The following is a 24,749-nucleotide window of genomic DNA, read 5'->3' as shown; positions in this document are numbered from 1 at the left end:
GGACCCGGGGACCACTCGTCTCCAGGGGCTCCGCATATCGTCGGCGTATCGAAAAGCGCATACGCCCCCGCAACCAGCCGCACCCTTCACTGGGAGCATGGGTCCCAACGCTCCCTCGTCCGCACCCCGCCGCGTCCTTCGGACCGTACTTCCGAGTCTCGCGGTCCTCTGTGTGGCCGGTGTCCTGTTCAGCACCCGGCGGATGCTCATGATGTCCGCCCCCAGGTGCATGGCCGGGCGGTGGCACGGCTGCTACGACACCTTCAACGGCGTGATGCTCATGACGCTCGTCGCGGTGCCCCTCTCCGTGCTGGTGGCGTGGGCCCTCGCGTCCTGGCGCCGTGCGAGGGGCGCCGGCTCCACCTGGGCGTGGCGGTCGTCGCTCGCCGAGGTGGGCATGGTGCACGGGACGGTTCCCTTCGTGTGGCTGACGATGATGCCGGGCCTCGCGCCCGGCGTCGCTCCCCGCCGGGTCAGCCTGGTGCCGCTGCGGGACCTCGTCACGATGGGGACGGGCGGGATCATCGGAAACCTGCTGGTCTTCGCGGCGCTGGGGTTCTTCGCCCCGATGCGCTTCGCGTCCCTCGCGTCCGTACCGAGGGTCCTCGCACTGGGGGCGGCCTGCTCGGTCCTGGTCGAGGTGGCCCAGTACGTGCTGTGGCTCGACCGGGTGTCCTCCGTGGACGACGTCCTCGTCAACGCGACCGGTGCCCTGCTCGCGGGACTGGCCTCCCGCCGCTGGTGGCGCACCCCGGCGGACACCCCGTCCGACCGGCCGGATCCCGTGCCGGCCCCGGTCGGCTGACGTGCGCCCCCGCCCCGGCGTGCTCGGGACACGCCCGCGTCCCGGGGTGCTTGGGATGCGCCCGCGTCCCGGGGTGCTTGGGATGCGCCCTCGTCCCGGGGTGCTTGGGATGCGCCCTCGTCCCGGGGTGCTTGGGATGCGCCCTCGCCGCCGCGCGCCGGCGATGCGCCCCCGCCGCGACGCGCTCGCGATACGCCGCCGATACGGCGCGCTGCTTAGGCTTCCGACATGCGTGTACTGATCGTGGAGGACGAGCCCTACCTGGCCGAGGCCGTCCGGGACGGTCTGCGGCTGGAGGCCATCGCCGCCGACATCGCGGGCGACGGCGACACGGCCCTGGAACTGCTCGGTCTCAACTCCTACGACCTCGCCGTCCTCGACCGTGACATCCCCGGCCCCTCCGGCGACGAGGTCGCCCGGCGCATCGTCGCCTCCGGCAGCGGCATCCCGATCCTCATGCTCACCGCCGCCGACCGGATCGACGACAAGGCGTCCGGCTTCGCGCTCGGCGCCGACGACTACCTCACCAAGCCGTTCGAGCTGAGGGAGCTCGTCATGCGGCTCAGGGCGCTCGACCGCAGACGCGCGTACGCCCGGCCGCCGGTCCGCGAGATCGCGGGCCTGCGTCTGGACCCCTTCCGCCGCGAGGTCTTCCGCGACGGACGGCACGTCGCCCTCACCCGGAAGCAGTTCGCCGTCCTCGAGGTCCTCGTCGCCGCCGACGGCGGTGTCATCAGCGCCGAGGAACTGCTCCAGCGCGCCTGGGACGAGAACGCCAACCCCTTCACCAATGCCGTCCGCATCACCGTCTCCGCCCTGCGCAAACGGCTCGGCGAGCCCTGGATCATCGCCACGGTGCCCGGTGTCGGGTACCGGATCGACGCAGGCCCGGACGCCTCCCACCCCGACGGCACGCATGAATAGGAGCCCCGGGCGCAGCGCCCGGCTGAAGCTCACCCTCAGCTATGCCGGCTTCCTCTTCGTCGCCGGCACCCTCCTGCTGGCCGTGATGTGGGTCTTCGTGCTGCGCTGGCTGCCGACCCAGGACCCCAGGCTCATCCAGAAGACCTACGGTGCCGTGATCATCATGGGTCCCAACCGCTCCGACCTGCTGCGCGGTTTCGCCCCCGCCGCGGCCGTCGCGCTGGCCTTCCTCCTGGCCTTCGGTCTCCTCGGCGGATGGATCCTCGCCGGCCGCATGCTCTCGCCCCTCACCCGGATCACGGACGCGGTGCGGACCGCCGGAAAGGGGTCGCTGTCCCACCGCATCCGGATGACGGACCGCCAGGACGAGTTCCGCGAGCTCTCCGACGCCATCGACTCGATGCTCGAACAACTGGAGTCCCACGTAGCCGAACAGCGGCGGTTCGCCGCGAACGCCTCGCACGAACTGCGCACCCCGCTGGCGATCTCGCGGACCCTCCTGGAGGTCGCCCGCCAGGACCCCACCCGCGACCCCGGCGAACTGGTCGAGCGCCTGCACACCGTGAACACCCGGGCGATCGACCTGACCGAGGCCCTTCTGCTGCTCAGCCGCAGCGACCGCCGGGACTTCCCCCGCGAGAGCGTCGACCTCTCCCTCGTCGCCGAGGAAGCCGCGGAGGCGCTGCTGCCGTCCGCCGAACAGCGCGGGATCACCCTCGACGTCACGGGCGGTACGGCCTGGACCGGCGGCTCCGAGGAGCTCCTGCTGAGGATGGTGACGAACCTCGTCCAGAACGCCGTCGTCCACAACCTCCCCGAGGGCGGCACCGTCACGGTCCACACCGGGGCGGACGGTGACACCAGCGTGCTGCGGGTCGAGAACACGGGTCCCGTGCTTCTGCCGGACCTCCTGCCGACCCTCACCGAACCGTTCCGGCGGGGGACGGAACGCGTACGCACCGACGAACACGCCGGAGTCGGCCTCGGCCTGGCCATCGTGGCCGGCGTCGTCCGCGCCCACGGCGGAACCCTCGACCTCACCGCCCGCCCAGCCGGCGGCCTCGTGGTCACGGTCCGGCTGCCCCGCACGCCGTAGAGGTGTCCGGCGCCCGGACGGCGTGACAACCGAGTGGCGTGCCGCGCACCGTGTGAGCCGGAACACCCCGCGCGCGTGAACCCGTTCGGGCCCGGACGACAAGTACCGGGTGAACGCTGTCCTTTCCACCGACCACACGGACCACTCATGACTGATTCGCTGTGCCTTCCCCCACCGGGGGACGGTCCGTCCGGCGTCGACACCGCGCGGTCCGGTACCGCGCGGGCCGACGGCGTGGGACCCGACGACGCACGGGCCGACGACGCGGCCCTGATCACGGCGTCGCTCGACGAACCGGAGCGGTTCGCGGCGCTCTTCGACCGGCACGCGCCCACCATCCACGGGTACGTCGCGCGGCGGCTCGGGGGCGACGCCGCCGACGACATCACCGCGGAGACCTTCCTCACCGCCTTTCGGATAAGGGCCCGCTACGACCGTGACCGGGCCGGAGTGCGGCCCTGGCTGCACGGCATCGCGGCCAAACTGATCAGTCGTCACCGGCGTGAGGAGATCAGGGCGTTCAGGCTCCTCGCCCGGACCGGCCAGGACCGGATCGCCGAGACCTGGACGGACTCCGCCGACGACCGCGTCACCGCGCAGGCCGCGTCCCGGTCCCTGGCCGGCGCCCTCGCCAGGCTCTCCCAGGGCGACCGGCACACCCTTCTGCTGTTCGCCTGGGCCGACTTCACGTATCAGGAGATCGCCGAGGCCCTGGACATCCCCGTGGGCACCGTCCGATCCCGGCTCAACCGCGCCCGCAGAAAGCTCAGAGCGGCGACCGGCGAACACGACCCGCTGACCGGCCCCCGCGAACTGCCCGTACTCGAAGGTGATTCCGCATGAACGAGCTGAGCGATCCGAACGACCTGAGCGACCTGAACGAGCTGAGCGACCTGAACGAGCTGCGCGACTTGAACGAGCTGCGCTCTCTGCGCGGGGACGCGCCCGTGCCCGACACCGACCGGCTCGCGCCCCGACGAGCCCTGCTCACGGCCGAGATCACGGCACGCTCCGAGGCTCGCCGGCCCGCCCTCGCCCGGCCGAAGCCACCGGGGCGGAGGGCGTTCCTGGCGATCGCGGGGGCCGTCACGGCCCTGGCGGTGACGGGCGGGGCGGTCGTCCTCCTGTCCGACGGCACTCCCCGGGAGGCCGTCGCCTCCTCCGGCCGCCAACTGCTGTCCCCGGGGGCCTCCGCCGACACCCTCGAACTGGCGGCGGCGACGGTGGAGAAACTCGGAGCGAAGGAGCCCGGACCGAAGCAGTGGGTCTACGAGAAGTCGACCTCGCTCGGCCAGTCCGCGCCCACGACGGCGGAGGCGTGGACGCGCTGGGACGGCACGGGCTGGGCGCGTCTTCCCGGTATTCCGCCGTCCGGCCGCATCAAGGACTGGGACCCGAACAAGCTCCAGGTCACCTACGGACCCAACCAGGAGGAGAAGTGGAAGAAGGAGGGGTACGACGACCGTTCGCAGCGCCAGTTCTACCGCTTCCTGGCCACCCTGCCGAGCGACCCCGACCGGATGATGCGGCGCATCCGTGACGAGCACGCCATCGGCGACATCGAGGGCGAGACCCCGGCGCAGCGCAACTGGCGGGAGATCGCCGTTCTCTACCGTTCGGTGCTGATCCCGCCGAGGGTGCAGGCAGGTCTGTTCCGGGCTCTCGCGAAGATCCCGGGGGCCCGCGTCGAGAAGGGGATCAAGGACCCGATCGGCCGTCCGGCGATCGGTGTGACGGTCACCTACGACAAGCGCGCGGCCTCCGGTGCCCAGGGCAAGCAGGAGTTCTTCTTCGACCCCGCCACGTATGTGTACCTGGGCGACGCGGCGGCGCTCCCCGGCTTCAAGGGCACGGACTTCTCGAAGGCGGACCCCGAGCACGGCAGCCCCGCGATGATCAGCGTCCGCAACGCCTGGGGCGTCGTGGACAAGCCGGGCGCGCGACCCTGAGGAAGTCGGCCGGGACAGGTGGGCGCGTGAACTGAACGCCCCCTGCCCGCGCGACCGGACGTCCGACGCGCGGACAGGGCCCGTCCGACTCGTTCCGTCCGTCCGGCGGGCGACGGTGTCGACCGTCGGGCGGGTCCTGGGGTCGGGCGGCCGATCCCGGTGTCAGCGCCCCTTGCGTACCCGGGCCGCCGCGCGTGCCTCCGCCGCCTTGCGGGCGTCCGCGGCCTTGCGCGACTCCTTGGCGGGGCGTCCGGGACGCGTGCCGATGCCGCGGAAGGGGGCGTTGCCGGTGCTCGACTTCGCCGGTGTCGGCGGCCGCTTGGCGCCGGTGATGGCGGTCAGCGCCGCCTCGCCCGAGCGCACCTGGGTGACGGTCGGCCGGATGCCGGCCTCGGACATCAGACGGTTCACCTCGCGCCGCTGGCCGGCGGTGACGAGGGTGACCACCTTCCCGGACTCCCCGGCGCGCGCGGTGCGTCCGCCGCGGTGCAGATAGTCCTTGGCCTCGGCGGGCGGGTCGACGTTGACGACGAGGTCGAGGTCGTCGACGTGAATGCCGCGGGCCGCCACGTCGGTGGCCACCAGCACGGTGACCTCGCCGTTCTTGAACTGGGCGAGCGTGTGCGTGCGCTGCGGCTGGGACTTCCCGCTGTGCAGGGCGGAGGCCCGGATGCCGCTGGCCCGCAGATGGCGGGTGAACTGGTCCACGCCCGCCTTGGTCTCCAGGAACATCAGCACCCGGCCGTCCCGGGCGGCGATCTCGGTCGCCGTCGCGTACTTGTCGGCGCCGTGGATGTTCAGGACGTGGTGTTCCATCGTGGCGACCGAGCCCGCCACCTGGTCGACGGAGGCGAGGACAGGCTCGTGCAGGTGGTCGTGGACGAGCTGGTCGACATTGCGGTCGAGCGTGGCGGAGAACAGCAGGCGCTGTCCGTCCGCGCGCACCTGGTCCATGATGTCGGAGACCTGGGGCAGGAAGCCCAGGTCGCACATCTGGTCGGCCTCGTCCAGCACCGTGATGCCCACCCGGTCCAGGAAGCAGTCCCGGCGCGACACCAGGTCGGTCAGCCGCCCCGGGGTCGCGATGAGCACCTCGACTCCGGAGCGCAGCTGCGCCTGCTGCCGGTTGATGGACAGTCCGCCGACCACCGTGCCCAGGCGTACGTCCAGGATCCGCGCGTACGGTTCCAGCGCGTCGCCCACCTGCTGCGCGAGCTCCCGGGTCGGCACCAGGACCAGCGCCAGCGGCCGCTTGGCCTCCGCCCTGCGGCCCGCGGTCCGGGCGAGCAGCGCCAGCCCGAAGGCCAGCGTCTTGCCGGAGCCGGTGCGCGCCCGGCCGAGGACGTCGTGCCCGGCCAGCGCGCTCGGCAGGGTGGCCGCCTGGATCGGGAACGGCCGTGTCACCCCGAGCCGCGTCATCTCGGCCACCAGCTCCGCGGGCAGGCCGAGGGCGTCGAACGAGGCGACGGGCGGCAGTCCGGTGCCGGACGGCGTCGCGGTGCCGGCGTCTTCGGGCGCCGGCCGGTGCCCGCCGGTGTCGGGGAGTCCAGGGGCCGGCCGCTTCGCGTTCATGGGGAACCTTCCTCAGTCTGACGCCCGGAACGCCCCGGGGCCCGTGCCACTCGGCACGGGCCCCGGCGACTTCGAAGCGTTGCTCCCATTTTACCAGCGGGCCCACGGTCGCCGACCGGCGCGGCGGCAGGGTCCGTCCAACCCCCGGGCGCCGGCCGGCACGGTGGCCCGACCCCGACCCCGACCCCGACCCCGGTTGTTCGCGGGCCGCCGTGCGCGTGTACGGGGCCGGCCGGCGCGGCTGCCGGGCCGCCTCGATGTGACCTTCTTCCTTGCCATCGGCGCCCCGGTGTGGGAAGCATCTGCGCAACGAGTCTCCGAAGAACTGTTATTCGAGGTTCCGCGGGCGGTCTCCCAGGCAACGGCAGCATCGTTCGGAGTCGAGGACAGGGAAGTTTTCATGAGGAGACAGCACGCGGTCGAGCCGACGGACCTGGTGACGGCCGCCCGGGCGGGCGACCCGGCGGCTCAGGACGCCCTGGTGAGCGCCTATCTCCCCTTGGTCTACAACATCGTCGGGCGCGCGCTGAACGGCTCGGTCGACGTCGACGACGTCGTGCAGAACACCATGCTCCGCGCCCTGGACGGCCTGGAGGGCCTGCGGACGCCGGAGAGCTTCCGCTCCTGGCTGGTGGCGATCGCGATGAACCAGGTGCGGGCGCACTGGCGGGACCGGCAGCAGGCCCCGGACGGCGTCGAGGAGGCGGAGGACCTGGCCGACCCCGGCGCCGACTTCGTGGACCTGACCATGGTGCGGCTCCAGCTCTCAGGACAGCGGCGGGAGACCGCGCTGGCGACCCGCTGGCTCGAACCCGACGACCGGGGCGTGCTCTCTTTGTGGTGGCTGGAGTGCGCGGGCGAGCTGACCCGGACCGAGGTGGCCGAGGCGCTGGAGCTGTCGCCGCAGCACACGGCGGTCCAAGTACAGCGGATGAAGGCGCAGTTGGAGACGGCCCGGGTGGTGGTACGGGCGCTCGCGGCCCGCCCCGCCTGCGAGGAGCTGCGGGGTGTCCTCGCGTCCTGGGACGGCCGCCCCTCGGCGTTGTGGCGCAAGCGGATCGCCCGGCACGCCCGCGACTGCGTCCGCTGCTCCGGACTGTGGAGCGGACTCATGCCCGCGGAAGGACTGCTGGCCGGTCTGGCCCTGATCGCCGTGTCGCCGGGACTGGCCGCGGCGCTGCGGAGCGCCTCCGGCGGGATGGCCGCCACGGGCTCGGCGTCCGGGGCGAAGGCAGCGTCCGGGCACCGGGCGGAGGGCTCGTCGGGGGCCGGACACGCGGAACCCGGGGGACGGGCGGCCGCGCGCGGCGCGGCCCGCCGGCGCAGGAAGACACGGCGGCGGGCACTGGGCGGAGCCCTCGTGGCGGTCTGCGTGGCGGGCGGCTTCTGGTACTTCGACCTCGGGCCCGGCTCGGGCACCGACGAGGCGGCTCCGTCGCGGACCGCCGGCGCCCCCGTCAAGGACCTCTCGGCACCGGACGCCTCCGCCACCTCGGCCCCGGCCACCGCTTCGCCCTCCGCGTCACCGTCGGCCTCCCCCTCGAAGAAGGCCACGCCGAAGGCGTCGAAGACGCCGCGAGCCGCCGCGCCGACCAAGTCCGCCACGGCGTCCTCGGCCGCGCCGACCCGGAAGGTGTCCGGTCTGCCGCAGACGCAGGCGGCCCCGACGACGACGGTGGCCCAGGTGGTCGCGCTGGTGAACAAGGAGCGGGCGGCCGCCGGCTGCGGCCCGGTCACCGAGGACCCGCAGCTGGAGGACGCGGCCCAGGCCCACTCCGACGACATGGCAGCCCGCGACTTCTTCGAGCACACCAACCCCGACGGCGCCGACCCGGGCCAGCGCATCACCGCCGCGGGTTACCACTGGTCCACGTACGGCGAGAACATAGCCATGGGCCAGCAGACCCCGGCGGCGGTGATGAACTCCTGGATGAACAGCCCGGGGCACCGCGCGAACATCCTCAACTGCTCGTTCAAGAACATAGGGGTGGGCGTGCACAAGGGGTCGGGCGGCCCCTGGTGGACGCAGGACTTCGGGGCGAAGCTGTGAGGTCGCGGGCCTCCTGAGGGGCCGGGGCGCGCCGCTCGGGCGGCGCGCCGGCCGAGCGCTGGTCCCGGACCCGCGTCAGGTGGCGTGCCAGCCGGGTTCGAGCCGGTCGAGGAGCACGCCGAACGCCGTGTCCGCGGGATCCCGGCCGCCTTCCGTCAGGGAGGCGACGAGCAGGCCGAAGGTCGCGTCGACGAGGAGGGTGGCCTCCGTACGGGCCCGTACGTCGGTCATGCCGAGGTTCCGGAAGGCGGAGGAGAGCAGGTCCGTCCACTCGGTCAGTACGTCACGCAGCAGGGGTCCGTACCGGTCGGGCTCGATCAGACCGGCGGTCATGATCTCGAGATACAGGGGAAGGGCGGGGCGCAGGTCCGGGGCGTCGAACCGGCGCCAGATCTCCTCCATGAAGCGGCGGACGTCCGCCGGGGTCCGGGGGGAGAGGGCGTCGAGCAGCTCCCTGGCTCCCCTGAGCGGCCGGCGCTCGTCCAGGGCGAGGGCCTCGGCGACCATGGCCTCCTTGGTCCCGAAGTAGTACAGGAGCATGCGGTCGCTCGTGCCCAGCGTCCGGGCGAGCGGACGCAGGGACAGTCCGGCGAGGCCGTGGCGCACCAGGTACGCACGGATCCGGTCGGTCAGTTCACGTCGTTTGTCCTGGTCGGGCGGTCGTGGCATGGCGCTCCCGAGGGCCGCGGGGCGGCCCTGTCGTGGCGGTGTGATGCCGAACACATTCCATATGTCGTGGCGAGTACTCTTGGAAAGGATTTTTACCGTAGCGACCGCTACATGCATATTTGTTATCGTGACGGGCGTTACGTGAACGCGTGACCTGACAATGTCCGGACCGGTCGACGACGACGGGTTCGTGCCGCTCAAGCGGTGTGGTCGCCGGCAGCGCAGAAGGGACTGATTCCCATGGCCCCTGGGGCCATCGACCTCCTGGCGACACCTCGCCGGGGGCGCTTTGCCTGGCTCTACCGTCGGCCCGAGGGATCGGGGCACGAGGAGGCCACGAGACGCGATCAGGAGAACGAGATATCCGTGGAGGCTGCACCCACCTCGTGGCTCGCCCGGAACCGGGCACTGTGGTCGCGCGTACTCGAACCCATCCGTCCCTTCGACGCCCCCCGCGCCCGGGTCACCCCCTGGGAAGCCTCCTGGCCGCTGTCGCGGGAGCTGACCTCGGCCCGCCGTGCCCGCCGCCTGGTGACGGCACAGCTGGAGGAGTGGGATCTGGAGGAGCCGGCCGAGACGGCGGAACTCCTGGTCAGCGAACTGGTCACCAACGCGCTGCGCCACACCCGCGGCCCCCTGCGCCTCAATCTCTGTCTTCGGGGCGACATGCTGGTGTGCGAGGTCGAGGACACGGAGCCCGTCTGTCCCGTACGGCGTGAGCCCGACGCCGACGCGGAGGGCGGCCGGGGGACCGAGCTGCTCGACCTGCTCGCCGAGAGCTGGGGCAGCACCTGCACCCCCACCGGCAAGACCATGTGGTTCGAGATTCCGGCGGACACCCCGTCGTAGGACCCGCCGAGCCCCCGGCGGGGCTCGGCCGACGACCGGCCCGGACCCTCAGGGGCGGCCGGTCACCCGGGCGGCGAGGAAGCCGAGGAGCTCGGCGTTGAACTTTCCGGGCTGTTCGGCGCCGGGCAGGTGGCCGGCGCCGTCCACGACCGTCAGGGTCGCGTGCGGGACGAGCGCGCGCATGGCCTCGGCGTCCGCGACCGGCGTGTAGACGTCGTCCGCGCCGACCACGATCAGCACGGGGCACTCCACGGCGGCGAGCGTGTCCCTGTAGTCGGGACGTTCGGCCCGCCCGCGCAGGGCCGCCGCGGCACCCCGGGGATCGGTGGCGCGCATCATGGCGAGGACCCGCCCGGCCACCTCCGGCATCGCGGCCACGTTGTAGTCGGCCAGCATCCTGCCGATGACCTCGTCCGCGTAGCCGTCCATCCCCTCCGCCAGCAGACGGTCGGCCAGCCGGTTGCGGAAGGCCTTGCCCTCGTCCGTCTCGGCCGGCGCGGAGGTGTCCGACAGGACGAGCGCGCGGACGCGGTCCGGGTGGGCCCGCTGCACCTCCATGGCGATCTGCCCGCCCATCGACACGCCGCCCACCACCGCCCGCTCGATGTCCAGGTGGTCCAGGAGCGCGACGAGGTCGTCGGCGAAGTCGGAGAGGTACACGGGCCCGTCCTCCACCGCGCTGTCGCCGTAGCCGCGCAGGTCCGGGGTGACGACGCGGTGGCCGGCGGCGACGAGCGCCTCGGCCTGAGGGGCCCACAGGGTCCGGTTGAACGGGTGCCCGTGGATCAGCAGGACGGGCAGCCCGGCCGGGGAGCCGGCGTCGTCGTAGTGGAGCGTCGTGCCGCGCAGGGCTATGGAGGTCATGTCAGGCACCCTAGGGGCTTGGTGTCGGTGCCCGCACGAAGATCGTTCCGAGTGCCGTTCCGAGTGTCGTGCCGTGCCGTGCCGTGCCGTCCGCCGGACATGACGAAGGCCCGGCACGAGCGCGAGTTCGGTCGCGTCGGCCGGGCCGTTGTCGGGTGAGGGGTTACTCCCCTTCGTACCGGGCTCCGTAGGAGGCGCCGGCGCCCGGCTCCCCGTACTGGGGCGCGCGCTCCTCGGCGGCGGGCCACTGGGGCGCCGTCGAGGCCCACTGGCCCCCCTGCGGGGTGGTGTGCGACAGGGCCGAGGAGTCCTGGTTGCCGGCCACGTGCACGGGCATCGTGTTTCCGCGTGCGACGACCTTGGAGCGCCCCGTGGACTTCTTGCTCCCGTTGCCGTCGCCCAGGATCAGGACCGGGTCGAACATGACGATGGCCGCGGCGATGATGAGGAAGATGATCGGGCCGAGGAGCATCGGCAGCAGGAGGGAGGTGCCCTCCTGGCCGCCGGCCGCGGACTCGACGGTGCTGTGGATGGTGTTGTGCAGGTGGACGCTCACCGCGGCCATGCCCGTGTAGTGCATGCCGGTGACGGCCAGGCCCATCACGAGGCTGGCGCCGAGCGTCGGGAGGAAGCCCCGCACGGAGACGGCGGCCCACAGTGCGGCGGTCGCCGCGACGAGGGCGATGATCACGGACAGGGTGACCGTGAGGACGTTGTAGTGGAGTTCCCCGTTGAGCTGCATGGCGAACATGCCGAGGTAGTGCATCATCGCGACGCCGAGGCCGGTGATGGAGCCGCCCACGGTGAGGGCCGCCCGCGTGGCACCCCGGTGTCCGACGATGAAGACGCCGGCGGAGACCACCACGATCGCCACGGCGAGGCTGAGCACGGTCAGCGGGATGTCGTAGGTGATGGGCGTCTCCGCGACGGAGAAGCCCGTCATGGCGATGAAGTGCATCGTCCAGATGCCACAGCCCAGGGCGCTCGCTCCCAGGGCCAGCCAGCCCAGCCTCCACCCGGGCTCGTGGTGCACCGTCCGCACCACACAGCGCAGCCCCAACGCCGAGCCCACACAGGCCATGACGTAGGCGGCCACCGGTGTGACCAGCCCGTAGCTGAAGCCGTCGATCGTGCCGTTCATCCGCTCCCTATCCCTTTACCGCTGACATACGAAGGACATTGAGCCCTTTTCCTGGTAGCGATAGCAAATTCTCACGGCGAACTTGGTTGAAACTTGCGCGATCGTTATCGATCTCCGTCCGGACCCCGCGCCGGGCCGTTCCGCCGGGTCCGGGTCCCCGTCATGTCCCGGGTGCCGGAACGGGAATTTCGAGTGCCCCTTCGAGCCTTGTGCTGAGCGGTGCCACGCCGCCGTGAGGGGCGGGGCGGACGGACCGGCGGCGGCGCGTGGAGCGGTGCCCGTGCGAGTTCGACGAGTACTAGAAGAAGGGTGCGTGCGATGAGCCGGAACGAGGAGAAGGCGCTGCTGGCCGGCGGCTGCTTCTGGGGCATGCAGGAACTGATCAGGACGTTCCCGGGTGTTCTGGACACGCGGGTGGGGTACAGCGGTGGGGACGTGCCCAATGCGACGTACCGCAACCACGGCACGCATGCCGAGGCGATCGAGATCACCTTCGATCCCGCGAAGACCGACTACCGGACGATCCTGGAGTACTTCTTCCAGATCCACGACCCGTCGACGGCGAACCGGCAGGGCAACGACATCGGTCTCAGCTACCGGTCCGCCATCTTCTACGTCGACGACGAGCAGAAGCGGGTCGCGGAGGACACCATCGCGGATGTCGACGCGTCCGGGCTGTGGCCCGGGAAGGTCGTGACCGAGGTCGTCCCGGCGGGCCCGTTCTGGGAGGCGGAGCCGGAGCACCAGGACTACCTCCAGCGTTACCCCGACGGCTACACCTGCCACTTCGTACGTCCGAACTGGCGGCTGCCGCGACGCGCGAAGGCGTGAGCGGGAACCCGAGCGGGGTTCGAGCGGGGTCCGAGTGCCTGGGCCCCGCCGGGCCGCGGGCGGGTTCGCGGGGGCCCCCCGGGGGTCTGCTCGGGTCGGAATGCCCGTTCGGTCCCGCGGGTCTGCTCGGGGCGGAATGCCTGCGCGTTCCTGGCAGGTTGAGGCCGGCGACCCGTGACCGGCGCGCCATCCGTCTCCCGGCCGGTTGCGGCTGGGACCGGTGACGGACCCGCCGTCCGTTTCCCGGCTGGTTGACGGATGGGGCCGACCCGTCGCTCCGGCGGTCGCGGGGCGGCCCGCCGTCGTAGAGGGCTCGGGGACGGCGGCGGACCCTCGTCGCGTGGGGCCGTCGGGAGGCCGTCCGGGAACGTGGTCAGGGGGTGGCCGGGTATGTGGGGCGGCGCGCTGTCATGACCGTGGCGGACACCGCCGCGGCGGCCAGGATCACCGAGGCCGCCCCCAGCGCGTGCTGGGCGGCGGTGCGTGCGTCGCCGCTCGCCCCCAGATAGATGCCGCCCATCACCGCCACGCCGAGCGTGCCGCCCAGCTGCTGCACGGCGTTGAGCAGGCCCGCGGCCGATCCGGTCTCCTGCGGGCCGACCCCGCTGAGCGCCGTGCTGAAGAACGGCGGGGTGAACAGCCCCGTGCCCAGACCGGCGACGGCGAGCGCGGCGGGCAGCAGCACCGGATACGTGCCCGGGTCCGCACCGCGGTATGCGAGGACGGCCGCGGCCAGACCGATGGCCAGGACGGCGACGCCGGTGTGCAGGACACGTGTCCCGTACCGCGTGACCAGGTGTGTGCCGGCGGCCCAGGAACCCGCCGCCAGCCCCACGGACCAGGGGAGCAGCGTTAGCCCCGCGGTCAGCGGCCCGTCGTGCAGGCCGAGTTCGAGGTGCAGGACCACGATGATCATGACGCCGTTCATGACGGCGAAGAACAGGGTCGACGTGGCCAGGGCGGCGGGGAACATCCGGCCCCGCAGCAAGCCCGGCTCGATCAGCGGAGCCTGCCCGCGACGGCCGGCCCGGCGCTGGTGCACGACGAACAGGGCCAGGACGACGGCTCCCGCGGCCGCGACGGCCCACCCCGTCGGTCCGGGGTTCCCGGACGCCAGGGGGCACACGACCAGAGCGGTGCCGAGCATGGCGAGGAGGGTCCCGGCCGGGTCGAGACCGGGCCGTACCGGTGCGCGGTCCTCGGCCAGGAACACGGACGCGGCCAGGACAGCGGCCGCCGGCAGCAGGTTGACGAGGAAGACCGCACGCCACGAGGACCCGAACACGTCCGCGTGCGTCAGCACACCGCCGAGAACCGGGCCCAGGACGGCGGACAGGCCCATGACCGGACCGATCATGCCGAGGGCCCTGGTGAGCTCGTCACCCTCGTACATCGCTCGGATCAGCCCGAAGGTCTGCGGGATGATCGCGGCCGCCGCCGCACCCTGCACGGCGCGCAGCGCGATCAGCGTCCCGGCGCCCGGAGCGAGCGCGCAGGCCAGGGAGGCGGCGGCGAACACGACGACGCCGAGGCGGAAGACCCGCCTGCGGCCCGCGATGTCGCCGAGCCGGGCGCCGGTCAGCAGACCGAGGGCGAACGCCAGGGTGTAGGCGGCACTGAACCACGGGATCGTCGCCCGCGCGCCGCCCAGGTCGGTGTGGATGACGGGCCCCGCGACCTGGACGATCGTGGCGTCGAGCAGGTTCATCGCCTCGGCCGTCAGCACCGCCGCGAGGGCGAGCCCACGGCGGCGGCCGGCGCCCGGTGGGGCGGCGCGGGCGAGCCGGCTGCGGCCGGGCGAGGGTCGGGTGGACGCGGGTCGGGTGGGCTGGGCGGATGCTGCGGGCTTCGCTGTGCGGGACATGGGTCTCCCCCCGGGGATGCGACGGTGGTTGTTCCGGGCTTGTGGTCGTGGGGTCGTGGTGACGGCTGCGGCCGCAGCCGCGGGTGTGGCGTCGGTGCCGGTGGCGGTGTCTACGGCCGCGGTGTCGGCAGCGGCGCCGGCAGGCGTGGTGCCTTACCGGCGGTGGTGGTGGTCGTGGTGACCGCTCCGGCGATGGGGACGGCAAGGCCTTGGCACCGGTGCAGGTGCAGGTGCCGGTGACCGTGGTGCTGGTGCTGGTGCTGGTGCTGGTGCTGGTGCTGGTGCTGGCAGTGCTGCGGTGAAGGGCGAGGTGGCTGTGGCTGTGACAGGGGCAGTTGCCGCGTCGGCGTCGGCCTCGGCCTCGGCGACAGTGGCGCCCCTGGTGGTGGCCGGACGGCCGGACGGTGAGGGCCGCGTGGCCCCGCGGCGCCGGTGACAACCGTGCCGCCGCGCAGAGCCCCGCTTCCACTTCTTCGGACGACTTCAGTGATTTCTTCCATCAGGGTCGGCTAATTTGACGAGTGTGCTCGTACTGGACGAACTGGACCGGGGACTGATCCACGCCCTGCACGTGGACGCCCGGGCGCCGTTCACCCTCGTCGCCGATGTGCTGGGCTCCTCGACCCAGACCGTGGTCCGCCGCTATCGCCGGCTGCACGCGCGGGCGGGGCTGCGTGTCGTCGGCCTGCCCACACCTCGCAGTTCCGGTACGCACCAGTGGTTCGTACGACTGACCGCCGCCACGCGCAGCGCGCACGACATCGCGGTGGCGCTCGCCCGCCGACCCGACACCTCCTGGGTGCGGCTGACTTCGGGCGGGACCGAGATCGTCGCGATCATCCACACCGCGCCCGCCGGTCCCGACGCGCACGCGCTCCTGCTGCGGGACATCCCCCGCACCGCCGGCATCACGGCCGTGTCGGCCCACTATCTGCTGCACACCTACCTGGGCGGTCCGACGGCCTGGCGCGGCCGGATCGACGCCCTGGACGCGGACCAGGTGGCGCGGCTGCGTGCCGGGATCCCCACCGCGAACGCTCCGGACCCCGACGACTCCGCCGTCGCCGAGGCCTCCGTCCACCTCCTCACGGACGCGGACCGTCTGCTGATCTCCGCGCTGCGCGAGGACGCGCGACTGAGCTACGCGGAACTGGCCGCCGCCACCGGCACCCGCCCCTCGACCGTCGCCCGCCGGTTGTCCGAACTGCGGGCACGCGACGCGCTCTTCTTCGACATCGACATCGACCCGGCGCTGCTCGGCGTGACGGTGTCGGCGCTGCTCTGGATGCAGGTGGCGCCCGCTCACCTGGACGCGGTGGCGACGGAGCTGGCCGGCCACGACGAACTCGCCCTGGTCGCCGCGACGACCGGGCCGACGAACCTCGTCGCCCACGCGCTGTGCCGCGACGCGGAGGCCCTGCACCACTATCTGACGCGGCGGGTGGCCTGGGAGGCCGTCACCCGCGTCGAGACGGCGCCCGTGCTGCGTACGTACAAGGCGGCCACGACGCTCCGCGCCAACTGACCCCGCCCGACCGGCCGGGAGGTCTCGGTCGACCGGCGGCCGGACAACGGCGAAGGGGGCGACCCACGGGCGACCGGGATGACCTGGACGAAAGGGGAGCGACGGATCAGAGGGGCAGAGGGTCAGAGTGTCAGGGGGGCAGGGGGGCAGGGGGTCAGAGGTAGTCGTTCCGTTTGAGTTCGATCACCCAGGCGCGGCGTTCGCAGATCTTCCCGTCACGCATCCGGAACACCTCGGCCATCGACATGCGCATCTGCTCGCCCGTGTCGCGCTGCACCGTCCCGGTGAGTTCGGCCATGACCACGTCGTCCTCCTCCACCATGCGCACGACGTCCAGCCGGGGAGGCGGGACGAAACCGGGGCCCTCGATGGCGGCGTCGTACGCCTCTTTGCCTGTCAGATGGAAAGCGCCGAAAACTGTCCACTCGATGTCATCGGTGAGACAACTAAGGATCTGTTCGTGATCGTTCTTGCGAAAACCGTCGAGATACGTCTCGACGGTCTGTTTGTTGAGTGACATGACTCCTGCTTTCCGTAGTGAGGAAGGGAGATGGGTGCCCCCTCGTGCCGCGGAGGCGCTGATCCGGACCGTGAACCGTCGGGGCACCTCCATAGCGCTGCCGCGCCCGAGAGGCAAGCGAGGCTCACTCGAAGGTGTGGTGCCGTACGGCAGATAGAGTTGCGGTCCTCGAAAGGCGTAGTGTCATATGCCTGTTGCCCAGGGCAGGCGGGCAACTCGCAGGCGGGGGCCAGGGGAGAGGACGGCATCACGAGATGACGAGCACCGACTGGAGCGATCGAGGATTGTGCCGTACGGCCGATCCGGACGACCTTTTCGTCGAGGGCGCGGCGCAGAACCGGGCCAAAATGCTGTGCATCGGCTGCCCGGTGCTCACGGAATGCCTCGCATACGCGCTGGACCATCGCATCGAGCACGGTGTGTGGGGAGGCATGACCGAGCGCGAGCGCCGTGCCCTGCTGCGCCGTCGGCCGACGGTCACCTCCTGGCTGAATCTGCTGGAGACGGCGCGGGTGGAGCACGAACGCTCGCAGGACACCGCGGCTGTCGCCCAGCGGGCGAGCTGACCTCTCGGAGCGGCGCGCGCGTGCGGCGGTCCCGAGGGCGCGGCCGCTGGCCGGGCCGTCGCGGACGGGCGGAGCCCGCGGGGCGCCGAACCGTGCAAGTGCCAGTGCCAGTGCCAGTGCCAGTGCCAGTGCGCTTGACGAATGCCGATGTCGTCCTCGTCGGCCTTTTCTCCGCCAAGGAGAAGAACGTCGTCGCGCTCATGGACGCGGCGGCGGCCGAACTGGCGGGACGCGGCGCCCGGGTCGTGGGGCGGATCGTGCAACGGCGTGGTGTCTCGGACGGCGGTGCCCGGAAGATGACGTTGCCGTATTCGTCCCGGACTCTGCTGAGTTCCGGGAAAGTGCTGGAAGTGGCCGCGTGTTGTGACGAGGTCGAGGCCGACCTGGTGGTGTTCGCCGGTCCTGTGACGGAACGGCAGCGGAAAGTACTGACAGGGATATTCGGCCGTCCCACGGTGGGCCTCGCCGGGATCGACACGATCGGTTGAGTGCGGGCGCGGGGCGCGTGGGTGCTTTTCGGCCGGGGCGTTGGCCGTGCCGTGTTTTCGCGGGCCTTTGGAGGGCCGGGGGCCGGGCATTCGGCGGGCCGGTTAATCGCGTTGGCTCCGGGCCGGGGCGGCCGTAGCATTCGGCCATGATCGATTCCGCCGGGCCCCGGGACGACGAGCACGACACGGAGCCGGAGAGGCCACTGGCCTGGCGTTCCGCGTCCATAGGCCTCGCGGCGGTCGAGGCCGACGACGCCGAGCTGTTGCACGGCTGGCGTTCCGACCCCGTGAACGCCTACGAGTTCTGCACCTGGCCGCGCTCCCTCACCGCGCTGCGCGAGCGCATCGAGCGCGACGCCGACGACGACGAGCGCGACGACTTCCTCGTCCTCCTTCCGGACGGCACCCCCGTCGGCCAGACGGCGCTCAGCCGCCAGAACATGATCGACGGCACGGCGGAGGTCGAGCTGATCCTGGGCCCGGAGCATCGGGGCCACGGTCACGGCACGGACGCGCTCGACGCCCTCGTGGACCTGGCGTTCGGTGAACTCCCGCTGTACCGGCTCACGGCGGAGACCCACACGGGCAACGCTCCCGCCCGCGCGGTCCTCGCGAAGTCCGGCTTCGTCCACGAGGGCGTGAGCCGAGGGGCCTGCCTCCATCGCGGCCGGCGCCACGACCTCGCCGGCTACTCGATGCTCCGCCCCGAATGGGAGGCGCTGAACCGCCCCCGCGCCTGGGACGCCTGACCGGGTCGGACCGCGCGGATTCCGTCCCGAACGGCGCCGGTTCCGAGCCTTCGACCCACCTTCGACCCGATGCCCGCCATGGCGCGCTGGCACCACGAACGCGAGCGGATCGTCGGCGCCTCCGGCATACCCGCGACCTTCCTGCGGCCCGGGGGCTTCATGACCAACGCCCTCGACTGGCTGCCCACCCTCCGCGAGGCGGGCCATGTGCTCGACCCGACCGGCCCCGGCCGCCACGCGCCGATCGACCCGGCGGACATCGCCGAGGTGGCGGCCCTCGCCCTGACCGAGGACGGTCACCAGGGCAAGGGGTACGCCCTCACCGGCGACGAGACGTTCACCGTCGCGGAGCAGGTCCGGATCCTCTCCGCGGCCGTCGGTCGGGACATCGAGGTCCGGGAAGCCCTGACACCTGACGAGGCCGTGCGCTTCCGCTTTCCCGCCGGGGCGCCGAAGGCGCTCGCCGACGCGATCGCGGAGGGCCTCGCGCTCATGCGGGCCGACACGATCGGCTTCCGCACCGACACCGTGGAGCGACTGCTCGGGCGCAGGCCTCGCACCTTCGCCGAGTGGTGCGCGCGCAACGCCAAGACCTTCCGGCGCCCCCGCGCCGCCTGAGGCGCACAGCGCCGGCCGGAGGTCACGTCCTTTGTCCGGGCGATTCCCGCCTTTCGCTCGGCTCGTGCAAAAAGAGGCCGGAAGTGCTGCGGCGAGACGGAGTTCGGAAAACGGCCATCAATTCACAAGCCGTCGCGCGTGCGCATGTTCCAGCCATCGACCTCGATCGGATCGCGCCAGTTGTGTGGCTGGATATTGTGCACGGAGGCTTGAGGTGTCACCGTCATGCGCGGAATCACAGCCACCCGATCACGACATTCGATGACGTCAACTCCGTTGCTGTGCAGGTCTGTTGACTTGCTGCGGCGCAGGCGGGGACAAAAGCCGATCTCCTCTCCCGTTACCGGCCGCAGGCCCGACGCGGGCGTCCGTCGGGCGGGCGGCGCCTTCCGCGAACGACACATCACGGCCGTGTGCGGTCCCGGCCCGGACGATCTCCGACGGCCCGCCCCGCACCCAGCGAAGGGGACTTTTCGCCGTCATGAAAAAGAGTTCATTTCGTGTGTGCAAGGACAGACCGACGGTTCAGGGGAAAAGCGCCATGAGCGCGAGACCCGGCTGGAGGGTCAGGACCGGGGTGTTCGCCGCCACCGCGGCCCTCCTCTCGGCGGGCACCCTCGTCGGCGCCGCTCCGGCATCGGCGGCGCCCGCGGCGGTCAGGCTGACCTCGGCCGCCTGCCCCGGCGTGATCCAGCAGGGGCAAGTGAGCGGCTGTGTGACGGAGTTGCAGAACCTGCTCAACGCCCACGGTGCCGGCCTCGTGGTGGACGGCTCCTTCGGGGTGAAGACGCTGTACGCGGTGCGTGAGTACCAGGCGTCCACCGCGATCGCCGTGGACGGGCTCGTGGGCGCCCGGACCAAGGCCAAGCTGTACGCCACGGGCGGCTCCGCCCCGGCCCCGGTCCGTCTCACGTCGTCGTCCTGCCCCACCAACATCGTCCAGGGCGACAAGGGTGGCTGCGTCACCGAACTGCAGCGGCTGCTGCGGCACTTCGGTTACGCGATCGACGTGGACGGCGACTTCGGCCCGGCGACGAACAGCGCCGTCCGCGCCTTCCAGTCCTCCAACGGCCTCTCGGTCGACGGCCAGGTCGGTCCGAACACCAAACGGGAGCTCTACGACACCGACGAGTCGCCGTCCACCGCGCTCGACCTGCGCTCCGCCACCTGTCCGTCGAACATCGTCCAGGGGCAGAGCGGCGGCTGTGTCGCGACGCTCCAGGCCCTGTTGAACGGCAAGGGGCAACACCTGGACGTCGACGGCGAGTTCGGGCCCCTCACGCTCGCCGCGGTGAGATCGTTCCAGTCCTCGGCGGGCCTGTCCGTCGACGGTGAGGTCGGACCCGACACCAAGTCCGCCCTGTACGCGAACATCAGCACGGGCGGCGGCAGCGGCGCGCCGGCGCCGATCAACCTGACCTCCGCCTCGTGCCCGGGCAACATGGTGAAGGGCCAGCGCGGTGGCTGCGTCACCGAGTTGCAGAGCCTGCTCAACCACCACGGTGCCGATCTCGCCGTCGACGGAGACTTCGGACCGCTGACGGACAGCGCCGTGCGGGACTTCCAGGCCGAGAAGGGCCTGTCGGTCGACGGTCAGGTGGGCCCGAACACCAAGGCGGCCCTCTACGGCGCGGTCACCCCGCCCTCGACGCCCGCGCCGGGCGGCGGCTACGGCAAGATGCTCGACGTCGCCGCCGCCGAGGTCGGCACGGTCGAGGGGAGCGCCCGGGCGAACAGCTACGGATCGGCCGTGGGACTGTCGCTGTCGACCAGCAACTACGCCTGGTGCGCCACCTTCGTGAGCTGGGTGGCCAAGCAGACCGGGGCCAGCTCCTACCGGAGCACCTATGTCTCGGGCTGGGTCAAGCAGGCGCGGGCCGGCAACTACCACCTGTCGGTGACGAGCAGCCCGCAGCCCGGCGACATCGTCGCCTTCGACTGGAACGGGGGCAACGACTACACCGGCGGGCACGAGCACATAGGCATCGTGCGCACGGTGAGCGGCGGCTCCGGCTTCACGACGGTGGAGGGCAACACCGGCAACCCCAACGGCGGATCCGACGGCGTCTACGTCAAGACCCGCAGCACCGGCAGCGGATACGACGTGCTGTTCATCCGGGTGCGCTGACCCGCCCGCCAGATCGGTGAACTTCCTTCTGGTGCTTGGAAGTTCACTCTCTTCCGGCCGATCGGCGGGTGCCCGACCCCGACCGTCGCCCGGGGCGGCCCTTGCCGCTAGGCTCACGAGCCGGCTTCTCCCGTCACGCCGGATCACGGCGGGCGGCACCCGCTCCGTGGACGCCGGCGGGCACCGACACCCGCGTCCGCGTACCGACACCCCTCACAGAGGTCCGATGCCTACCCTCAAATTTGGCAAGTACCTGACATTAGCGGCAGCGGCTCTCCTGTTGCTGGCCACCGCACCGGGCGCGGTGGCCGCCACGCCACCGGCCGCGGACGACGCCCGGGCGGTCCCGGCCGCCGACTCGGCCCCGGCGTGGCAACCCCCGCTCTCCACCCGGGGGCGGTACATCGTGGACGCCGACGGCAACCGCTTCCGGCTGAAGTCGGCCAACTGGGACGGCGCGCAGGGATCCTGGACGGGCAGCGGAAGCGCCGACGACCCGGCCAACCATCACGCCGGACAGGATTCCTACGGCATCCCCCTCGGTCTGGACCGCGCGACCCTGCCCCAGCTGATGAACGACTTCCACCAGCTGGGCATCAACAGCATCCGGCTGCCGTTCTCCAACGCGATGATCCACTCGACGACGCCGGTGCCCGACGTCGCGGTCACGGCGAACCCGGGGCTGCGCGGCAAGACCCCCCTCCAGGTCTACGACGCCGTGGTCTCGGCGCTCACCGGGAGCGGGTTCGCCGTCATCCTCAACAACCACACCAACACCTCGCGCTGGTGCTGCGGTGTGGACGGCAACGAACGCTGGAACAGCAGCCAGTCCACCCAGCAGTGGGCCGACGACTGGGTCTTCATGGCCCGCCGCTACGCCGGCGACCCGCGCGTGGTCGGCGCCGACCTCTACAACGAGGTGCGCCGTGACATCCTGGACGACCCCAACTGGGGCCTGGGCGACGCCCACGACTGGTACGCGGCCGCCCAGCTCGCCGGGGACCGCATCCTGTCCGAGGCCAACCCCAACCTCCTGATCGTCATCGAGGGGATCAACTGGACCGGTCTGCCGGTCGACGGCCTGCCGCACGGCCGCCCCACCCTCACCCCCGCGAGGAACCTCTCGCACACCCTCGTCGCCGCGCACAAACTCGTGTACTCGGCCCACTTCTACGGATACACCGGCCCCAACCACAGCGGGGCCACCGGGATCGGCGAGACCCACGACGCCCGGTACCAGGACCTCACCCGCGACCAGCTCTACCAAGTCCTGAACGACCAGGCGTTCTTCGTCTCCTCGGAGGCGAACCAGCACTTCACCGCCCCCGTGTGGATCAGCGAGTTCGGCATCGGGGCCGGGGAGACCGGAGCGGCCGCCCGGACCTGGTTCGGCAACATCACCGACTACTTCGCCGACCACGACGTGGACTTCGCCTACTGGCCGCTGGTCGGCTGGCAGGGCCACGACGACTGGTCACTGCTGCGCTACGACACCTCGGGCAACCGGTACGGAATCCTGGACGCGTCCGACTGGCGCGGCACCGCCTGGAACCGGCTCATGACCGCCGACAGCCGCACCGGGTCCGTCGCCGCGGTCCCCAGTTGGCGCATGCTCGCCACCGACCACGGCGACTACGTCCAGTCGCTGCGGGTGCGTTCGGGCGGCGACTGGAACTCCGGCGCATCCAAGGCTGTGTGCCCGGACGGCGAGCGGCTGATCGGGCTCGGTCACAGCGGCGTCCGCGCCCTGTGCACCGACGTCTCCACCGGCGATCTGCGCTCCTCGGCCGCCACCCAGACGGTCGTCACCGACGAGCGCTACGTTCCCTCGGGCGGGGACTGGGCCTCCGGGTACACCAAACTGCAGTGCCCCGCGGGGAACTTCCTCATCGGCTACAGCCGGCGCGGTGGCCGGACGTCGGCGGCCCTGTGCGTACCGGCCGCCGGCTCGCTGGCAGGTGCCGGGCGGACCGTGTGGTTCGACCGGTCCGACAACCGGCCCGCGGGCGCGTCGGGAGGCGACTTCGCCTACGGCGACTACAAGGGCCAGTGCGCCGACGACGAGTACGCCGCCGGCATCGCGTTCACGACCCGTATCGGGGCGAGTCAAGGTCCGGCCGCACTGCTCTGCCGCAAGCTGAACTGAGCACGGTCCGGCCGGAGTTCAGGCGGCGCGCACCCGGGCGGACGGTGTCCGGGTGCGCGCCGCGTCGTGTGTGACGTACACCCGTGTCCGTACCCCCGGCGCTTTCGGAAGCCCCGCGCCTTCAGAGCCGCCGGGCGGACTCCTCCGCGTGGGCCATGCGCCGCAGGCTCAGCAGCACCGGTTCGTACAGCACCGTCAGTGCGACGGCCGCCTCGATCTGTTCGGTCGCCGTCGGCTGCTCCTCGACCAGGTCCAGGTCGGTGACCGCCAGTTGCGCCGCCAGCCGTCCGTACGGCAGCAACTGCTCGGTGCCGCAGGGGTACCCGAGCCGGACCAGCGCCGTGACCGAGTCGATGAGCCTGCGGTGGGCGGGGCTGAGCAGGTCCGTACCGGAGTCGGGGGCCCAGCCCAGTGCCTCCAGCAGCCCGTCCACGGAACGGCGGGCGGTGGCCACGGCCGGATCGTCCTCGTCGGGCCGTTCGACGCAGGGCAGCGACCGGGTCGCCGCGCCGAGGCGCAGATGGTGGTCGAGCGACTCGTCCTCCGCTGCGGCGATCACCTCGCGGGCGTCGGCCACCGAAACCCCGCCGATCTGGATCAGGGCCCGCACCAGACGCAGTCGGCGCAGATGGTCCTCGCCGTACTCGGCCTGGGTGGCGGAGATCCGGCGTCCGGGCTGGAGCAGGCCTTCGCGCAGGTAGTACTTGATCGTCGCGGTGGACGCACCGCCGCGCTCACTCAGCTCCGCCAGCCGCATGGTGTTGCACCCTTCGTCGGACAGTGGCACTATCCAAACATGGATCGTGCCACTATCCAAAACGAGAACGGGGAGTCTCATGGGTAATGCACCGACCGGGCGGCGGGTCACGGCCGCCGCCAAGGGTGACGTGGTGGTCTTTCTCATCGGCATGCGGATCAACCGCTGGCGGGCCGTCCGCCACTGGCTCCCGGCCCTGATGGCCATGCCGCGGATGATCAAGGAGCTCTCGCAGGACGGCGACAGCGGGTTCCTGGGCCACCGGGGGCTGGGCGGCGGCCCGCGGGTGTTCACCGTCGCGCAGTACTGGGAGTCGAGCGAGAAGCTGATCGCCTACGCTTCCGACCCGTCCGGCGAACACCGCCCCGCCTGGGCGGCGTTCAACCGCCGGCTCCGCAGCAGCAACGGCAGCGTCGGGATCTGGCACGAGACGTACGTCGTCCCGGCGGGTTCGTACGAGTCGATCTACGTCGACATGCCCCCCGCGGGTCTGGGCGCGGCCTGGGGCGTCGAGCCGGTGGAGCGACGCGGCGAGCGGGCGGCACAGCGGCTGGAGGGCAAGGCAGCTTAGGGCGTGTTGCGAAAGTCCCGTCGTTCGCCCGAAGCGCGGCAGGCGGGACTTTCGCAACGCGCCCTTA

23 protein-coding genes are annotated in these 24,749 nt (G+C 71.9%); 16 read left to right on the top strand and 7 right to left on the bottom strand.

The annotated features are described in order from the left end of the window. Window positions 1-97 precede the first annotated feature (97 nt). The 5 genes from IO36_RS06795 to IO36_RS06775 all read left to right on the top strand — a co-directional run bounded on the left by IO36_RS06795 (window position 98) and on the right by IO36_RS06775 (window position 4,774). On the top strand, window positions 98-805 hold the full coding sequence (locus IO36_RS06795; protein WP_037617257.1) for a VanZ family protein: 708 nt from the start codon (window positions 98-100) through the stop codon (window positions 803-805). Window positions 806-1,033: 228 nt separating this feature from the next. Beyond that, window positions 1,034-1,729 (top strand): response regulator transcription factor, encoded by a 696-nt coding sequence (locus IO36_RS06790; RefSeq protein WP_037617255.1) that lies wholly within the window; start codon window positions 1,034-1,036, stop codon window positions 1,727-1,729. Beyond that, a complete protein-coding gene (locus IO36_RS06785) occupies window positions 1,722-2,825 on the top strand; it encodes a sensor histidine kinase (protein ID WP_037617254.1) in 1,104 nt (367 codons plus the stop codon). Before IO36_RS06790 ends, IO36_RS06785 begins: the two co-directional genes overlap by 8 nt. 147 nt (window positions 2,826-2,972) lie before the next feature. Further along, complete coding sequence (locus IO36_RS06780; protein ID WP_078943045.1) at window positions 2,973-3,668, top strand: RNA polymerase sigma factor; 696 nt, start codon at window positions 2,973-2,975, stop codon at window positions 3,666-3,668. Beyond that, entirely contained in the window at window positions 3,665-4,774 is a 1,110-nt protein-coding gene (locus IO36_RS06775; protein ID WP_245173151.1) for a CU044_5270 family protein, read from the top strand. The genes IO36_RS06780 and IO36_RS06775 overlap by 4 nt, the downstream gene beginning before the upstream one ends. A gap of 162 nt (window positions 4,775-4,936) precedes the next feature. Here the strand turns inward: IO36_RS06775 and IO36_RS06770 are convergent, their stop codons facing one another. Beyond that, complete coding sequence (locus tag IO36_RS06770; protein WP_037617250.1) at window positions 4,937-6,346, bottom strand: DEAD/DEAH box helicase; 1,410 nt, start codon at window positions 6,344-6,346, stop codon at window positions 4,937-4,939. Between the two features lie 400 nt (window positions 6,347-6,746). On the opposite strand from IO36_RS06770, the gene IO36_RS06765 reads away from it, so the two are divergent. Next, window positions 6,747-8,396 carry a sigma-70 family RNA polymerase sigma factor gene (locus IO36_RS06765; protein WP_037617249.1) on the top strand — a complete coding sequence of 550 codons (1,650 nt, stop codon included), beginning with the start codon at window positions 6,747-6,749 and terminating at the stop codon, window positions 8,394-8,396. A gap of 75 nt (window positions 8,397-8,471) precedes the next feature. On the opposite strand, the gene IO36_RS06760 is transcribed toward IO36_RS06765, so the two are convergent. Then, a complete protein-coding gene (locus IO36_RS06760; protein WP_037617248.1) occupies window positions 8,472-9,065 on the bottom strand; it encodes a TetR/AcrR family transcriptional regulator in 594 nt (197 codons plus the stop codon). A 240-nt stretch (window positions 9,066-9,305) separates the two neighbouring features. On the opposite strand from IO36_RS06760, the gene IO36_RS06755 reads away from it, so the two are divergent. Further along, on the top strand, window positions 9,306-9,914 hold the full coding sequence (locus IO36_RS06755; RefSeq protein WP_078943044.1) for an ATP-binding protein: 609 nt from the start codon (window positions 9,306-9,308) through the stop codon (window positions 9,912-9,914). 48 nt (window positions 9,915-9,962) lie between these two features. Here the strand turns inward: IO36_RS06755 and IO36_RS06750 are convergent, their stop codons facing one another. Continuing rightward, window positions 9,963-10,778 carry an alpha/beta fold hydrolase gene (locus IO36_RS06750; protein WP_037617246.1) on the bottom strand — a complete coding sequence of 272 codons (816 nt, stop codon included), beginning with the start codon at window positions 10,776-10,778 and terminating at the stop codon, window positions 9,963-9,965. Between the two features lie 163 nt (window positions 10,779-10,941). Further along, on the bottom strand, window positions 10,942-11,919 hold the full coding sequence (locus tag IO36_RS06745) for an MHYT domain-containing protein (protein ID WP_063764830.1): 978 nt from the start codon (window positions 11,917-11,919) through the stop codon (window positions 10,942-10,944). 318 nt (window positions 11,920-12,237) lie between these two features. On the opposite strand from IO36_RS06745, the gene msrA reads away from it, so the two are divergent. Further along, window positions 12,238-12,750 (top strand): peptide-methionine (S)-S-oxide reductase MsrA, encoded by a 513-nt coding sequence (msrA, locus tag IO36_RS06740; protein WP_037617245.1) that lies wholly within the window; start codon window positions 12,238-12,240, stop codon window positions 12,748-12,750. A 373-nt stretch (window positions 12,751-13,123) separates the two neighbouring features. Here the strand turns inward: msrA and IO36_RS06735 are convergent, their stop codons facing one another. Then, complete coding sequence (locus IO36_RS06735) at window positions 13,124-14,614, bottom strand: MFS transporter (RefSeq protein WP_037617244.1); 1,491 nt, start codon at window positions 14,612-14,614, stop codon at window positions 13,124-13,126. Window positions 14,615-15,137: 523 nt separating this feature from the next. On the opposite strand from IO36_RS06735, the gene IO36_RS06730 reads away from it, so the two are divergent. After that, window positions 15,138-16,139: an Lrp/AsnC family transcriptional regulator gene (locus tag IO36_RS06730; RefSeq protein WP_037617242.1), complete on the top strand. Its 1,002-nt coding sequence runs from the start codon at window positions 15,138-15,140 to the stop codon at window positions 16,137-16,139. 154 nt (window positions 16,140-16,293) lie between these two features. On the opposite strand, the gene IO36_RS06725 is transcribed toward IO36_RS06730, so the two are convergent. Beyond that, window positions 16,294-16,659: a nuclear transport factor 2 family protein gene (locus IO36_RS06725; protein WP_037617238.1), complete on the bottom strand. Its 366-nt coding sequence runs from the start codon at window positions 16,657-16,659 to the stop codon at window positions 16,294-16,296. A 254-nt stretch (window positions 16,660-16,913) separates the two neighbouring features. Here IO36_RS06725 and IO36_RS06720 point away from each other — a divergent pair, with 254 nt between their 5' ends. The 6 genes from IO36_RS06720 to IO36_RS06695 all read left to right on the top strand — a co-directional run bounded on the left by IO36_RS06720 (window position 16,914) and on the right by IO36_RS06695 (window position 23,354). After that, on the top strand, window positions 16,914-17,225 hold the full coding sequence (locus tag IO36_RS06720) for a WhiB family transcriptional regulator (protein WP_037617237.1): 312 nt from the start codon (window positions 16,914-16,916) through the stop codon (window positions 17,223-17,225). Window positions 17,226-17,335: 110 nt separating this feature from the next. Next, entirely contained in the window at window positions 17,336-17,713 is a 378-nt protein-coding gene (locus tag IO36_RS06715; RefSeq protein ID WP_245173149.1) for a hypothetical protein, read from the top strand. Between the two features lie 146 nt (window positions 17,714-17,859). Then, window positions 17,860-18,462, top strand: a complete 603-nt coding sequence (locus tag IO36_RS06710; protein ID WP_078943043.1) for a GNAT family N-acetyltransferase — start codon at window positions 17,860-17,862, stop codon at window positions 18,460-18,462. A 69-nt stretch (window positions 18,463-18,531) separates the two neighbouring features. After that, window positions 18,532-19,080, top strand: a complete 549-nt coding sequence (locus IO36_RS06705) for a Rossmann-fold NAD(P)-binding domain-containing protein (RefSeq protein ID WP_107065654.1) — start codon at window positions 18,532-18,534, stop codon at window positions 19,078-19,080. Window positions 19,081-19,621: 541 nt separating this feature from the next. Further along, the gene (locus tag IO36_RS06700) at window positions 19,622-21,208 is read left to right on the top strand and encodes a peptidoglycan-binding protein (RefSeq protein WP_051900092.1); all 1,587 of its coding nucleotides are present in this window, start codon (window positions 19,622-19,624) and stop codon (window positions 21,206-21,208) included. A 226-nt stretch (window positions 21,209-21,434) separates the two neighbouring features. After that, entirely contained in the window at window positions 21,435-23,354 is a 1,920-nt protein-coding gene (locus IO36_RS06695; protein ID WP_037617232.1) for a glycoside hydrolase family 5 protein, read from the top strand. 121 nt (window positions 23,355-23,475) lie between these two features. On the opposite strand, the gene IO36_RS06690 is transcribed toward IO36_RS06695, so the two are convergent. Then, window positions 23,476-24,111 carry a MerR family transcriptional regulator gene (locus tag IO36_RS06690; protein WP_209441169.1) on the bottom strand — a complete coding sequence of 212 codons (636 nt, stop codon included), beginning with the start codon at window positions 24,109-24,111 and terminating at the stop codon, window positions 23,476-23,478. Between the two features lie 79 nt (window positions 24,112-24,190). Between IO36_RS06690 and IO36_RS06685 the strand changes: the two genes are divergently transcribed. Further along, window positions 24,191-24,682 carry a DUF4188 domain-containing protein gene (locus tag IO36_RS06685; protein ID WP_037617226.1) on the top strand — a complete coding sequence of 164 codons (492 nt, stop codon included), beginning with the start codon at window positions 24,191-24,193 and terminating at the stop codon, window positions 24,680-24,682. Window positions 24,683-24,749: the final 67 nt, after the last annotated feature.

It is taken from the genome of Streptomyces aureus, from assembly GCF_000725495.1.
Classification (GTDB): domain Bacteria; phylum Actinomycetota; class Actinomycetes; order Streptomycetales; family Streptomycetaceae; genus Streptomyces; species Streptomyces aureus_B.
Note: the sequence above shows the minus strand (reverse complement) of the source record. Positions and strands in the feature narration are given on the sequence as shown.